The sequence below is a fragment of the Bacillus sp. CDB3 genome (assembly GCF_002081505.1).
In the GTDB taxonomy this organism is placed as follows: Bacteria; Bacillota; Bacilli; order Bacillales; family Bacillaceae_G; genus Bacillus_A; species Bacillus_A cereus_AT.
This window is the reverse complement of the sequence record NZ_ALBR01000015.1, coordinates 84,379-99,075: the sequence shown is the minus strand read 5'-3', so window position 1 is coordinate 99,075 and position 14,697 is coordinate 84,379. Positions and strand designations below refer to the sequence as shown.

The following is a 14,697-nucleotide window of genomic DNA, read 5'->3' as shown; positions in this document are numbered from 1 at the left end:
TATAGGAATATTCCTCTTCAATATACAGTTTTTAGAAATAAAAAATCAACTTTTCTTCCTTATTATGCTTACATTTAAGCCTTTCTAAAAACTTTAATATGTAAGGAACAGAGTAAATTTCCGTATTAAATATATTCTATGTAGAAAAGCCCGCACTAATGTGCGAGCTTTTCTTATACTTTCTAAATACTCATCGTTTCCCTTTTTCATAAGGCGTTCCTAATGCTTTCGGAGCTTCAGATCGGCCTACAAAACCAACAAGTGCTAATATTGTAAATACATACGGTAATATCGTTAATAAAACACTTGGAATCTGGTCTAATACAGGAATTGTTCCGCCAGTTACACTTAGAGACTGAGCAAAACCAAAGAATAGAGCTGCACCTAGTGCGCCTAGTGGATTCCACTTCCCAAAAATCATAGCAGCTAAAGCTAAAAAACCTTGTCCTGTAATAGTTGCCCCTGAGAAGTTATTAGAAATTGACATTGCAAAGATTGCCCCACCAATTCCAGCAAACACCCCTGATATACAAACGCCGATATAGCGCATTTTATATACATTAATCCCCATCGTATCCGCTGCCATTGGGTGTTCACCAACAGCACGTAATCGAAGACCGAACGGTGTTTTATAAATCACATACCAAACAACGAATGCTAAAATAATGGCAATATACGACGTTATTGGTACGTTCGAGAAGAATATCTTCCCTAAAACCGGAATATCCGAAAGGCCTGGAATATCAATCTTTTCAATACGGTACTGAATAAAGTCAGTTTGCCCTTTATCAAAAATCTTCTTAATTGCAAATACTGTTAAACCAAGGGATAAGAAGTTAATCGCTACACCACTTACAACTTGATCCGCTCGGAATGTAATAGATGCTACCGCATGAAGCAATGCAAATAACCCACTACCAATTGCCGCAAATAATAGCGCAATCCACGGAGTCATCGTTCCCCAAGTATCACCCATTAATAAATTTGTAACTACTCCAATAAATGCACCAAATAGCATTAGTCCTTCTAATCCGATATTTACAACACCCGATCGTTCACTAAATACACCACCTAGTGCTGTGAAAATTATAGGTGCTGATGTATATAACGTACCCGTCACAAGAATGGCTAATATATCTAAAAAGCTCATTTATTTCCCCTCCTTGCTCATGCGTGTAAGCGCCCATCTTAACACATAACTACATGCAACAAAGAAGATGATACATGCAATAATTACGTTTATAAGCTCTGATGGCACATCTGCCTCAAAGTTCATTTGAGGGGAAGCGCTTTTCAAACCACCAAATAATAAAGCTGAAAGGATAATGCCAAACGGATTATTTCCACCAAGTAACGCTACGGCAATCCCATCAAATCCTACCCCTGTAAACGAAGACATCGCTGTCATGCTTTGGAATGTTCCTAACCCTTCCATCGCTCCACCAATCCCTGCAAATGCACCAGCAATTGTCATGGAAAATACTACATTACGAGAAACTTTCATACCTGCATATTGAGAAGCATGTTGATTAAATCCTACCGACTTTAATTCATAACCTAAAGTTGTTCGATCTAATAAGAACCACATTAAAATAGCGATTAAAATTGCTACAATAATTCCCCAATGAAGGCGTGAACCGTCAGTAATGGAAGCAAGCCAGTCTGAAGATAATGACGCACTCTCTTTAATGTCGTACGTTTTATCATTGCCCTCGTGTAAGAAACGCTTAATAATGTCGTATGTTACATATAACGCGATATAGTTCATCATAATTGTTACAATAACTTCATTAACTTGAAACTTCCCCTTTAAATATCCAGGGATGAAACCCCAAATTCCGCCTACCAATGCTGCGAATAAAATAGATAATGGAATGTGAAGAACAGCTGGTAGTGAGACTGCATAACCAAACCAAACCGCTGCAAGCCAACCAACTAACAATTGACCCTCTACCCCGATATTAAATAAACCTGTACGAAATGCAAACGCCACCGATAAACCAGCAAGAATAAGCGGTATCATTGTACGAAGCGTTTCACCAATCGCACTTGGGCTACCAAACATTCCTGTCCAAAGTGCACTATAACCAACAATTGGGTCATAGCCACTAACTAGCATTACAATTGCTCCTACAAGTAAGCCGAAAATAACGGATAGTACTGGGACTAAAATATTTATCGTTCGTTCTGTTAAAAGTTTTTTAGCCATTTGTACCCACCTGCTCTTTCTTTGTTCCTCCAGCCATTAACAATCCAAGCTGTTGTTCATTCGTTTCTTTCGCATCAACAATTGCTACAATTTTCCCTTCATAAATAACAGCAATTCGATCGCTAACATTTAAGATTTCCTCTAACTCTAGTGATAAAAGTAATACACCTTTTCCTTTATCTCTTTGCTCTATTAATCTCTTATGAATAAATTCAATTGCCCCTACATCTAAGCCACGTGTTGGCTGTGCTGCAATTAATAAATCTGGATCACGGTCTACTTCACGTGCAATAATTGCCTTTTGCTGGTTTCCCCCAGATAGTGCACGAGCTAACGTTTGTTCACTAGGTGTACGTACATCAAACTGTTCAATAAGTGCCTTTGCTTTTTCTGTAATTTTGCTGAAATTTAAAATCCCTTTCTTTGAAAACGGATTTTTATAGTACGTTTGCAAAACTATATTATCTCTAACAGAAAAATCAAGAACGAGTCCGTGTTTATGACGATCTTCTGGAATATGACCAATTCCTTCTTCTGTGATTCTTCTAACAGGCCAATTCGTTATTTCTTTCCCTCTAATTGCAATAGAACCTGACTCAACTTTTCGTAAACCAGTAATTGCTTCTATTAATTCACTTTGTCCGTTTCCATCAATCCCTGCAATCCCAACAATTTCCCCCGCACGAACAGTTAAGTCAAGGCCTTTTACAGCAGGTAGTTGACGCGCATCGTGAGCAACAAGGTTTGCAATAGAAAGCACCTCTTCTTTTGGCGTAGCGTCTATTTTTTCTGTTTTAAAATTCACTTGACGTCCGACCATTAATTCTGCAAGTTTATTTTCATCCGTATTTGCAACGTCAACCGTTCCAATCCCTTTTCCTTTACGAATAATCGTACAACGATCGCAAACTTCCATAATTTCTTTCAACTTATGTGTAATAAGAATAATAGATTTACCTTCTTGCACAAGCTTTTTCATAATTTGAATTAGCTCATGAATTTCTTGTGGTGTTAACACAGCTGTCGGTTCATCAAATATTAAAATTTCTGCCCCGCGGTAAAGTGTTTTTAAAATTTCAACACGCTGTTGCATACCGACAGAAATATCTTGTATTTTTGCATATGGATCTACAGCTAAACCGTATTGTTCAGACAGTTTTTGAATTTCTTTAGCAGCTTCCTCCACAGCAATTTTCCCTTTTTTCTTCGGTTCGTTTCCGAGAATAATATTCTCTGTAACTGTAAAATTATGAACAAGCATAAAGTGCTGATGGACCATTCCAATACCAAGGTCATTTGCTATATTCGGATTTGTAATTTTTACAGGTTTTCCTTTAATTTTAATTTCGCCTTGTTCTGGCTGGTACAAACCAAATAGTACATTCATCAATGTGGATTTCCCTGCACCATTTTCTCCAAGTAAAGCATGTATTTCTCCCTGCTTTACTTGCAGCGTAATATCATCATTCGCTACAATGCCTGGGAATACTTTCGTAATGTTATTCATCTCAATTACGTATTCCATTGTGTTCCTCCTTTTAACAGGGAACATTCCCCTATTACACTATTAACTTATTAAGCAATTCGGAAGTTTTATACATACAAAGGTTAGTTCTATGAACTAACCTTTGCTATTTCTCTATTTATTTTTTAGAGAAGCTTCATATTCTTTATACTCTTTATCTGTAGCTGGTACTTTAATTGCACCATCTGTAATTTTCTTTTCAAACTCTTCTACTTTTGTTAAAATTTCAGGGTTAACTTTTTTCACGTTGTCAGTTGTTTTTGCAATACCAACACCGTCATCTTTTAAACCAAATGCTTCTACTTTACCGCCTTTTAATTTACCATCTTTTGCTTCTTGTGCTACTTTTTCAACAGCGATATCGACACGTTTTACCATTGAAGTTAATGTTACGTTTTCAGGCATACCTTCTTGGTTTTGGTCACGGTCAACACCGATTACCCAAACGTTCTCACCTTTTTTCTTACGGTTTTTCGCTTCAGTGAACACGCCGTTACCTGTACCACCAGCAGCATGATAAATTACATCTACGCCTTGACCATACATTGCTGAAGCAAGAACTGTACCTTTTTCAGGTTTATCAAATGCTTCTGCATATTCAGATACGATTTCAATGTTTGGATTTACTGCTTTTGCACCAGCTTTAAATCCATTTTCGAATTTACTAATTAAATCACTCTTCATTCCACCAACAAATCCTACTTTATTCGTTTTTGTTGACATAGCTGCTACTGCACCTACAAGGAATGATCCTTCATGATCTTTAAATGTAATGCTTGTTACGTTTGGTGCATCTACAACAGTATCAACGATTGCGAATTGTTGTTTTGGAGTTTCTTTTGCAACTTCTTTAATTGCACCTTCTAATTTATAACCAATTCCGAAAGTTAAATCATATTTATCTTTTGAGAACTTTTTCAAATTCGGAATATAATCAGCTTCTTTTTCAGACTGTAGATAACGATAATTTGTCTTTTCTTTTAATCCATTCTCTTTACCAAAATTTTGTAATCCTTCCCAAGAAGATTGGTTAAATGACTTATCATCAACGCCCCCAACGTCTGTTACCAAACCAACTTTGAAGTCTTTATTGTCTTTCGTGTCTTTCTTGTCACTGCTCGCCTTATCCGAGTTACCACATGCACCTAACACTGTACTTGCTGCTAACGTTAACGATAATAAAAGACCTGTTTTTTTCTTCATACTAGAAACCCCTCCTGAAATGTTTTGTCTAATGATTCATACGCTGCTGTCCCCTACTTCTTGCTGTCACCTCCCTAAAAAGGAACTTACCTACATACGTTTTCTTAATACGTGGAAGCTAAACTTGTCAGCTCTAAAGTAATTAATAGAATATAAGATTGGCTCATCATTTTGGTCATAGTGCATTTGTTTTAAAACTAGCAATGCTGTCTCAGGTTCACATTCTAAAATCGGTGAAATTTTCGGATGATAACCTATCGGCTCAATGTGAGCAACTGCGTATGTGATTCGCTTGTGCGTATTATTATGTATTACAGTAAGCAGCGATTCCTCATTGTATCCCGATAAATCTGGTAATATCTCTTTTGCCAGTTTATCAATGCAATATACAACTGGTTCCCCATCCGCTGTACGAACACGCTCGATCATTACTGCACTAAAGCCATCTTCACAATTAAACTTCTCTTTTTCTTCTTCTGTTAAAGTTGTTGTAGATGATGATAAAAAGATTGTTCCTGGTGTTTTCCCCACACTAGAAATCATATCTGTAATACTAGAAAGCTGCTCTATTCCAGAAGAAAATAACGGTTTCGCATTTACAAATGTCCCTACACCATGTCTACGAATGACAACATTTTCTTCTTCTAAAATACGCAGTGCTTCCCTTAAAGTTGCCCTACTTACACCAAGCTCTTTCGCTAGATCAAACTCTGAAGGTAACTTTTGCTTTTCTTTATAAGCCCCATCTTTAATTTTTCCTTTGATGTGATCAATCACCCGCAAATATAGGTGACGACTATCGGATTTTACTGACATAAGACTCCCCCGCATTTCAATTATTCGACCTCTGATGTAAGACTTCTTTTCTCTTTTTTCAACTTACAACACAGCATAATTACTAAATACTAAAAATAAGTGTAATTATCGAACAAATATTAATAATTTTTCAAGATGAAATTTTCACTCTTTATTCCATAAAAAAAACTTTGCACCATAAACATTCCTCATATCGAGAAAAAGTTCGGCACAAAGATCCCTTACATCCTTTGTTACACACTTTTCCCCCATAGTCTAGCAATTCATGGTTGCCAGGTAGAAACTTATGGACCTTATCTCCAAGATTATATGAGGCAGTGATTCTTTTCGAAGTAATCTTACCACTTGCTCCCATATGTGTCAACAGAATTCAACATTTTTCTACATTAAATATCGAACGTTTCGAAAACCAAAACAATAAGCATTCGTATTCTAAAGAGCACCCGGTTATGTAAGCCCTTTCTTTTATATTGACTATAGTATATAACAAAAACAGCATATAAAAAAGCCTAATCGTAAAACAATTAGGCTTTTTTCAAGAACTTTTTCTTGCACATCTTTAATGAGTACTTCCCTCGGTTTACTACCTTCATAAGGACCTACTACACCATTCATTTCCATAGCATCGATTAAACGAGCCGCTCGCGTATATCCTACTCTAAATCTACGTTGTAACATAGACACAGATGCTGTTTGCATTTCTACTACAAGTTGAATCGCTTCATCGTATAATTCATCTTCTACTTCCTGCTTTGTTTCAGGAACATCTTGCGGAATCATATCCTCTTGATATTGCGCTTTTTGTTGCGCAACAACATATTCTACGACTCTCTCAACTTCATCATCTGATAAAAATGCTCCTTGTACACGAACAGGTTTCGATGCACCAATTGGTATGAACAACATATCTCCACGCCCCAGCAACTTCTCTGCACCACCACCGTCAAGAATCGTTCGAGAGTCTGTTTGGGAAGATACAGCAAATGCAATACGCGATGGAATATTCGCTTTAATAACACCTGTAATTACATCAACTGACGGACGCTGAGTCGCAATAATTAAATGAATACCAGCAGCACGTGCCATTTGAGCTAAACGCATAATCGCATCTTCTACATCAGAAGATGCAACCATCATTAAATCAGCTAACTCGTCCACAATTACTACAATATATGGTAATTCAGGTTGTTTCGCTTCCGATTGGCTATTATGCTCTTTAATATGATCGTTATACCCTTCAATGTTACGCGTACCGCTATGCGCGAATAATTCATAACGACGCTCCATTTCACTCACAACTTTCTTCAAAGCCTGTGACGCTTTTTTCGGATCAGTTACAACTGGCGTTAATAAATGCGGAACACCGTTATATACATTTAACTCTACCATTTTCGGATCAATCATCATTAATTTTACTTCATGCGGTTTCGCACGCATTAAAATACTTACAATAATTCCATTAATACATACACTCTTTCCGCTACCAGTCGCACCAGCTACTAATAAATGGGGCATTTTATTTAAACGTGCCAATACAGCCTCTCCTGTAATATCACGTCCAAGACCAATTAATAACTTCTCTTCTGGGTGGTTATTCGCCTTTGAATCAAGAACTTCTCTAAGCGTTACCATAGAAACTTCTGAATTCGGAACCTCAATCCCAACAGCTGATTTCCCGGGAATAGGTGCTTCAATACGAATGTCTTTCGCTGCTAAAGCAAGCGCTAAATCATCACTTAAACTAACAATTTTGCTTACTTTTACTCCCATATCAGGATACACTTCATACTTCGTAACTGCGGGACCTCTATGTACTTTTGTTACTTTCGCTTTCACACCAAAACTTTGGAATGTACGTTCCAATTTACGAGCATTTTCATAAATTTCCGCATTTTCATTTGTAACTTGCTTATTTTTTGGAAACTTTAATATATCAAGCGAAGGAAGCTTATAATCTTTATTTTCCACATTAGAAAATTGCATAGGAGGCGCTTTCGTTTCACCTTCTAGCGATTCAACGATTTTTTCTCCTCGTTTCTTTTGAGGGTGCTCTTCTGGTGTAGCCGGAACTGCCTCTTCAATAAACGGAGGAGTGATTAAATCATTTTCATTTTCTTCTATCCGCTTTTCCGTCTCTTCACTTACTGGATAATTCTCAGTAAAATTTGAAATAATTGGCGGTCCGATTTCTATCTCTTCTACTGGCTCAATAGCCTCTTCTTGTTCGGCAACTCGTTCACGCCTCTTACTTCTTGTTGTTTTTTTCTTTTCAGTTTGCTCAGCGACCCTTTTAGATCTCCAATCTTTATAATCCCCTTGCATTACTTCGAATTGACTTCTAAGAATTCGCCCTACAGGAGCAAGTACTTCTCCAATATGCTTATTTGTTATACACAGTATTCCGAGTATAACTAAAATAATTCCAATGATATATGCTCCTACTTCGTCAAATAAGAAATAACACGTTGCGAACATAAGCGCACCGAACATACCACCACCTAAATGAACACTATCCGGGCCCTTTTTCATTTCAAGGAAGAAGTAATCTTTTGTACTAACAATTACAGAAGTATTTTGCACAGCTCCATCTTTCGTAAGAAGATTAAATAATGTAATATGACTAAACATTAATATTGCTAATACAATTAAATAAACACCTATTAGCCGTTTATTTAAAAGGTTTGGCCATCCACGCTTTATAACAAACGCAACAGATAAAGCTATTACACCTAACACACCAATTATGTACCACTCACCAAAGAAGAAGCGAAAAAATAACACAAACGATTTCCCTACTACACCTAGCTGTAAAATCGTAATAATCGAAAGTGCAAAAAGAGTCAACCCGACGATTTCATAATACAAAGTTGGCTTTATCGTACGCCTTGCTTTTGCCTTCGTCCCTCTTTGCTTTTGTTTTGCCATTTCTTCACCTCGTGTTCTAAAAATTAAGTACAACTTCCTAAAAAAGCTCTACTTATATGTCTTTCTCTCTATTTTTCTGGTCTTTATATCTTCTATTTTTACACTTCTTGTAAAATGTTAAATAAACAGAAGAAAGCAGCCTACTCATGGCTGCTCAACCGTCTTGTTTTTTATATTATACCATAGCTTCTAAACAAAATCCTTCTTTTTGCTAAAAGGTAATTTTCTGTCCAGGCTCAAACTCTAGGTAGTGAGACGGATTCGTACTTAACACACGTACAATCGAGTAACATTGATTATCCTCCTCAGAGACCATTAATTCCACGCCATTTACATTCACAACTTTTTGACTTTCGCATTGTGAATAATCGGCCGGATATACAAGTTGCTCTGGCATAATTGTATATAAAATCATTGTAGCATTGTCCCTTCTGTCTGATTGTCCCCACGCGTATCAATTAATTCGTTTAACTTCCGTAGCGCGCTACCAATACCGCCGACATCATCTATAAGACCATACTTCACTGCATCTCCACCTATTACATTCGTCCCAATATCTCGCGTCAAATTCCCTTTTGCAAACATAAGCTCTTTAAAACGATCTTCCGTTACTTTCGAATGCTTTGTCACAAATCGAATGACTCTTTCTTGCATTTTATCCAAATACTCAAATGTTTGCGGCACACCTATAACAAGACCTGTTAAACGAATCGGATGAATTGTCATCGTCGCTGTTTCGGCAATAAATGAATAATCAGTTGAGACCGCAATCGGTACACCAATTGAATGCCCTCCTCCTAAAACAAGAGAGACAGTTGGTTTTGAAAGTGAAGCCACCATTTCAGAAATTGCTAACCCAGCTTCAACGTCACCTCCAACTGTATTTAATATTAAAAGTAAGCCTTCAATTTTCGGATTTTGTTCGATCGCGACAATTTGCGGAATGATGTGCTCATATTTTGTTGTTTTATTTTGTGGCGGCAACTGAATATGACCTTCCACCTGCCCAACAATTGTTAAACAATGAATACGCGATTCATTCATTTGCGGGACATTCGTCTGTCCAAGTTGTTGAATTTTCTCCACTATAGAAGCTTCTTTCGGAATTTCTTTCGGCTCAGCTTCTTTTTCTTCATTTGTATAACGATCACGTTCTGTCATATCGTATCCCCTTTCACTCGTATATAACTATTATTTCTTAAGTTATAAATTTCATTCGATAGGGTTAAAAAAGAAAAAGATCACCTGTAAAGGTGATCTTTTTTCAGGCTGTGGAGAAAGTCTTCTCCACAGCCTGTTTTTGTGTCTGAACCTCTTTTTATGTGTCAACACTGATAAAAAAGAGGAAAAGGAGAGATTTCTTATGATGGGTGCTTTAAAAAATCATCGCGATGAACGTGTATCTGTTTCTGTAGAAGAGTTAGTTCCACAAGATCATTTCCTTCGTGCGATTGAAGCGACAATTCGTTTTGATTTTATTGAGGAGAAGTTACGCCCTTATTACTGTGAAAACAATGGACGTCCGTCAATCCATCCTATCGTTTTATTCAAAATGATGTTTATTGGATATTTTTATGGTATTCGTTCTGAGCGTCAATTGGAAAAGGAGATTAAAACGAATATCGCCTACCGTTGGTTTTTAGGGTTTTCTCTATCAGATACTATTCCAGATCATTCTACAATCAGTTGGAATCGCCGTACCCGTTTTATTCATACAAATATTTTCGAAGAAATTTTTGATGAGATTGTGAGGCAAGCGACGGAGAACCGGATGGTGGGAGGACGTGCACTGATGACAGATTCTACACATATTAAGGCCAATGCTAATAAAAATAAATTTGTACATAAATATAAAAAAGAAAAGGCAAAGTTTTATATAGATGAACTAGAAGCTGCGGTAATCGAAGATCGTGAGGTACACGGAAAAAAGAATTAAAACCTAGAAAGGAAAGTGATACCCCTACTAAAAAAACTCGTATAAGCACTACGGATCCAGATAGTGGATTTTTAATGAGAGATGGAAAACCGAACGGTTTTCATTTCTTAGATCATCGTACAACTGATGCGAAGTACAATATCATTACAGATACCTATATAACGGCTGGAAATATGGCAGATTCCGAGCCGTATTTAGCACGTCTACAAGCTCAAATTAATAAATTCGGATTTAAGGTGGAAGCTGTAGCTCTTGATGCAGGCTATTTTACAGGTTATATCTGTAAGAAATTATCAGAAAGAAATATATTTATGGTGATGGGGTATCGCCGATTTGGAAAGCGAAATAAAGAAGTACCGAAAAGCCAATTTAAATATGTAGAAGAAATGAATGCATTTGCTTGTCCGATGGGATGTATTTTAGAGTATGCGACAACGGATCGCGAAGGATATCGTCAATATAAATCGAATCCAGAAGACTGCGCTGTTTGTCCGCTACGTGAGGTGTGCTTTTCAAAGAAACAGAAACAAAAGTTATCACTCATCATGTATGGGAGAAATATAAAGATATCGCTAGAAAAAACAAGCTAACAGTTACAGGGAAAAAGTTGTATAAAGTACGCTGTTCAACTATAGAGCGAAGCTTTGCGGACGCCAAAGAACTCCATGGCTATCGATATGCTCGGTTTCGGGGGCTGAAGTCTGTCCAAATGCAGGCTTATCTCACCTCAGCTTGTCAAAATATGAAAAAAATAGCCCTCCATCTGACCAAAAAGGGTCTGGTGGAGGGCTATTTTTCTAAATTCTATTATTTTATGTTGTTTTCATTTGCTAAAATCAAAAAGATTTCAGAGTGTTGGGAACCCTAAAGGGTTTCCCAACACTCTGGAAAAAGATCACCTGTAAAGGTGATCTTTTTTATACTTCCATAATAATCGGTAAAATCATTGGCTTTCTCTTCGTTTCTTCGTACAAGAACTGCCCTAATAATTCACGAATATTTTGTTTTAACATAGACCATTCAATTGAATATTCTTTAATAGATTGTTCAACAATCATACGTACAATATCTGTAGATCGTTCGATCAATGCTTCTGATTCACGTACATATACGAAACCGCGTGAAATAATTTCTGGACCAGAGATGATTTTCTTTTCATCTTTACCAAGTGTCACAACAACAACTAAAATTCCATCTTGAGATAACATCTTTCTATCTCGAAGAACAATATTACCAACGTCGCCAACACCTAATCCATCAATTAAAACATTGCCAGCTTGCACTTTACCAACTAAGTTTGCTTCTTCATCGCCAAAAGCAATTACATCGCCTTTTTCTACAATAAAGATATTTTCTCTCGCAATACCTACATCTTCCGCTAAATATGCATGTGCTTTTTGCATACGGAACTCACCATGTACGGGTACAAAATATTTCGGCTTCATTAAATTCAACATCAGTTTTAATTCTTCTTGGCTACCATGACCTGAAACGTGAACTTTTCTTTCACCGTAATAAATAACTTCAGCTCCAGCTCTAAATAACAAATCAATAATTTTCGATACAGATATTTCATTCCCTGGAATAGGAGAAGCTGCAATAATAACCGTATCACCTTTACGAATTGAAATTTGTTTATGAACTTGCTTCGCCATTCTAGAAAGGGCTGCCATTGGCTCACCTTGACTACCTGTTGTTAAAATAGCTACCTTTTTCTCTGGGAAATTGTCCACTTCTTGTAATGAAATAATCATACCTTCTGGAACCTCTAAATAACCAAGACGTCTTGCAATGTCTACCACTTTTACCATACTGCGTCCTACTACCGCTACTTTTCGTCCTGTTTCACCAGCTGCATCAAATACTTGTTGGATACGATGTACATTCGATGCAAATGAAGCAACAATAATACGACCTTCTGCACTATAGAACACTTTTGAAATCTCTATACCAACTTCTTTTTCTGAACCTGTATAACCAGGACGTTCAGCGTTTGTACTATCAGATAGTAAGCAAAGCACGCCTTCGTTTCCGATTTGCGCCATTTTCCCAAGATCTGCTCCATTATTTCCAATTGGAGTTTGATCAAATTTAAAGTCTCCTGTATACACTACAGCACCTTTTGATGTATGGAAACAAACACCAACAGAATCCGGAATACTATGTGTCGTTCCAAAGAATGACACAGTTGTTGAATTAAACTCTACAGTTGAATTCGAGTCAATTGTTTTTAAGTCTACACGGCCTAACATCCCCGCTTCGCCAAGCTTTTCTTGTATAAGCCCTACCGTTAATTTCGTCGCGTATACTGGAATAGATAATTTGCGAAGCACATAAACAATTCCACCAATATGATCTTCATGACCGTGAGTAATAAATAATCCTTTTACTCGCTCTTGATTTTCTACTAAATATGTAATGTCAGGAATAACAATATCAATCCCAAACATTTCATCTCCCGGGAACATCAATCCTGCATCTACAATAAAGATTTCAGAATCAATTTCAACACAGTACATGTTTTTTCCGATTTCACCTACTCCACCAAGAGCAAATACTTTAACAGACTCATTCTCTTTTCTCTTCATGTTGTTGCCTGGTTTAAAAATCTTGCAAACACTGATTTCACCAAAATTGCAGAGACACCAGGGGAAACTCTGCAACCACCATATATTCACCGTCCAAGACGAATGTCCTTACCGTTATGCGATATCATGTTCTTGTTTATTTTTTAAACCAGGTTTCACCTCTCTTTCATTATATAAATCAAATATCTTATTCGATATGATATGAAAATTTCATTAAATCATAATTTTTTCCAATTTTGCTAAGCATACCCGTACTAAGCTACTTAGCCATATTATACCTGATACAAGAAATAGAACACAAGTTAAATTATGCGAAAGACAAGAGAAGACACTAAAATGAGGTTATAATTTACGAGGGCGAAATTCATATCATCTTTATTATTTTTCCTACTCCATAAGAGTCTAATGGAAAAATATTCATGCAATTTCTTTGCATGAATATTAAACTCTATGCACTAAAATGTTTCATAATATATTAACTCTGCAATCAGTTTATAACAAATTAAATGTTATTTCTGCTTCCCCTACAACCTATTAACTCTAGGTGAATTTACTTCACATAATTAAAAAAATAAAAATGACCTAGTTTCACACTAGGTCATTTTTATTAACGAGGAATAGATTGCATTACAGATTGTAACGTTACTCTTTCTTCTTCTGTTAATGGAAGAAGTGGTAAACGTACCGAGCCTACATCTAATCCAACCATTTGCATTGCTGTTTTTACTGGTGTTGGGCTTGGCGCCATAAATAGTGCATCTGTTACTCTTACTAGTAATTGATGTAATTTCTGCGCTTTTTTGAACTCTCCAGCTTGGAATGCAGCAATCATTTCTTGCATTTCATTGCCGATAACATGAGATGCTACAGAAACAATACCTTTTGCTCCAATTGCCATAGCTGGTAACGTTAAACCATCATCACCGCTGTATACTGCAAAGTCGTCCGCTGTTTTTTCAATGATTTCTGTCATTGTTAGCACATCGCCGCCTGCATCTTTAATCGCAACAATGTTTTCTATTTCTGATAAACGAACAACTGTATCAACGGAGATTTGTACAATAGATCGTCCTGGAACGTTATATAGCATAACCGGAAGCGGAGTGCTTTCAGCAATTGTTTTAAAGTGCTGATACATCCCTTCTTGGCTCGGTTTGTTATAATACGGTGCCACTAGCATTACTGCATCAACACCAACTTCAGTTGCCTTTTTTGTTAACTCAACAGAAGCATGCGTATTATTGCTACCTGTTCCAGCGATTACGGGCACCCTTTTATCGACAACAGATACGACATGGCGATATAACGCTACTTTTTCTTCTGAAGTTAATGTAGGAGATTCACCTGTCGTTCCTCCTACCACGATTGCTGTTGTACCGTTATCAATTAAATAATTTACCAATTTCGTTGTCTTTGCAAAATCGATATTCCCGTTTATATCAAACGGTGTTACCATCGCGGTTGCAATTGTCCCAAAATCTATCATGGTCTCACT

At 36.9% G+C, this 14,697-nt stretch carries 10 protein-coding genes, 1 pseudogene and 1 riboswitch; of the genes and pseudogenes, 1 reads left to right on the top strand and 10 read right to left on the bottom strand.

All coding sequences use genetic code 11. The annotated features are described in order from the left end of the window. Positions 1 to 190: 190 nt before the first annotated feature. The 8 genes from CDB3_RS05585 to tepA form a co-directional block, all read right to left on the bottom strand. Positions 191 to 1,150, bottom strand: coding sequence for an ABC transporter permease (locus CDB3_RS05585; protein ID WP_000008857.1), 960 nt, complete (start codon positions 1,148 to 1,150; stop codon positions 191 to 193). Then, the gene (locus CDB3_RS05580; RefSeq protein WP_001085263.1) at positions 1,151 to 2,209 is read right to left on the bottom strand and encodes an ABC transporter permease; all 1,059 of its coding nucleotides are present in this window, start codon (positions 2,207 to 2,209) and stop codon (positions 1,151 to 1,153) included. It lies immediately after the preceding gene. Then, positions 2,202 to 3,734 (bottom strand): ABC transporter ATP-binding protein, encoded by a 1,533-nt coding sequence (locus tag CDB3_RS05575; RefSeq protein WP_128853703.1) that lies wholly within the window; start codon positions 3,732 to 3,734, stop codon positions 2,202 to 2,204. The genes CDB3_RS05580 and CDB3_RS05575 overlap by 8 nt, the downstream gene beginning before the upstream one ends. Positions 3,735 to 3,848: 114 nt before the next feature. Then, on the bottom strand, positions 3,849 to 4,937 hold the full coding sequence (locus CDB3_RS05570) for a BMP family lipoprotein (RefSeq protein WP_128853702.1): 1,089 nt from the start codon (positions 4,935 to 4,937) through the stop codon (positions 3,849 to 3,851). 90 nt (positions 4,938 to 5,027) lie between these two features. Continuing rightward, on the bottom strand, positions 5,028 to 5,753 hold the full coding sequence (locus CDB3_RS05565; RefSeq protein WP_002121705.1) for a GntR family transcriptional regulator: 726 nt from the start codon (positions 5,751 to 5,753) through the stop codon (positions 5,028 to 5,030). A 231-nt stretch (positions 5,754 to 5,984) separates the two neighbouring features. Further along, positions 5,985 to 6,086: riboswitch (purine riboswitch) on the bottom strand. 141 nt (positions 6,087 to 6,227) lie between these two features. After that, entirely contained in the window at positions 6,228 to 8,678 is a 2,451-nt protein-coding gene (locus CDB3_RS05555; protein ID WP_256869623.1) for a DNA translocase FtsK, read from the bottom strand. A 211-nt stretch (positions 8,679 to 8,889) separates the two neighbouring features. Further along, a complete protein-coding gene (locus tag CDB3_RS05550; protein WP_000605032.1) occupies positions 8,890 to 9,093 on the bottom strand; it encodes a YlzJ-like family protein in 204 nt (67 codons plus the stop codon). Beyond that, on the bottom strand, positions 9,090 to 9,839 hold the full coding sequence (gene tepA / locus CDB3_RS05545; RefSeq protein ID WP_128853701.1) for a translocation-enhancing protein TepA: 750 nt from the start codon (positions 9,837 to 9,839) through the stop codon (positions 9,090 to 9,092). The genes CDB3_RS05550 and tepA overlap by 4 nt, the downstream gene beginning before the upstream one ends. Before the next feature lie 202 nt (positions 9,840 to 10,041). Between tepA and CDB3_RS05540 the strand changes: the two are divergent. Next, positions 10,042 to 11,482, top strand: a pseudogene (locus CDB3_RS05540) (IS1182 family transposase). A 49-nt stretch (positions 11,483 to 11,531) separates the two neighbouring features. Here the strand turns inward: CDB3_RS05540 and CDB3_RS05535 are convergent. Together CDB3_RS05535 and dapA are read right to left on the bottom strand one after the other, a co-directional pair. Beyond that, a complete protein-coding gene (locus CDB3_RS05535) occupies positions 11,532 to 13,202 on the bottom strand; it encodes a ribonuclease J (RefSeq protein ID WP_128853700.1) in 1,671 nt (556 codons plus the stop codon). Positions 13,203 to 13,809: 607 nt separating this feature from the next. After that, positions 13,810 to 14,688, bottom strand: a complete 879-nt coding sequence (gene dapA / locus CDB3_RS05530) for a 4-hydroxy-tetrahydrodipicolinate synthase (protein ID WP_097830979.1) — start codon at positions 14,686 to 14,688, stop codon at positions 13,810 to 13,812. Between the last annotated feature and the right edge of the window lie 9 nt (positions 14,689 to 14,697).

Bases quoted from the DNA above. Each gene is read 5' to 3' on its own strand.
- CDB3_RS05585 (WP_000008857.1), bottom strand. From the start codon at position 1,150: ATGAGCTTTTTAGATATATTAGCCATTCTTGTGACGGGTACGTTATAT.
- CDB3_RS05580 (WP_001085263.1), bottom strand. From the start codon at position 2,209: ATGGCTAAAAAACTTTTAACAGAACGAACGATAAATATTTTAGTCCCA.
- CDB3_RS05575 (WP_128853703.1), bottom strand. From the start codon at position 3,734: ATGGAATACGTAATTGAGATGAATAACATTACGAAAGTATTCCCAGGC.
- CDB3_RS05570 (WP_128853702.1), bottom strand. From the start codon at position 4,937: ATGAAGAAAAAAACAGGTCTTTTATTATCGTTAACGTTAGCAGCAAGT.
- CDB3_RS05565 (WP_002121705.1), bottom strand. From the start codon at position 5,753: ATGTCAGTAAAATCCGATAGTCGTCACCTATATTTGCGGGTGATTGAT.
- CDB3_RS05555 (WP_256869623.1), bottom strand. From the start codon at position 8,678: ATGGCAAAACAAAAGCAAAGAGGGACGAAGGCAAAAGCAAGGCGTACG.
- CDB3_RS05550 (WP_000605032.1), bottom strand. From the start codon at position 9,093: ATGATTTTATATACAATTATGCCAGAGCAACTTGTATATCCGGCCGAT.
- tepA (WP_128853701.1), bottom strand. From the start codon at position 9,839: ATGACAGAACGTGATCGTTATACAAATGAAGAAAAAGAAGCTGAGCCG.
- CDB3_RS05535 (WP_128853700.1), bottom strand. From the start codon at position 13,202: ATGAAGAGAAAAGAGAATGAGTCTGTTAAAGTATTTGCTCTTGGTGGA.
- dapA (WP_097830979.1), bottom strand. From the start codon at position 14,688: ATGATAGATTTTGGGACAATTGCAACCGCGATGGTAACACCGTTTGAT.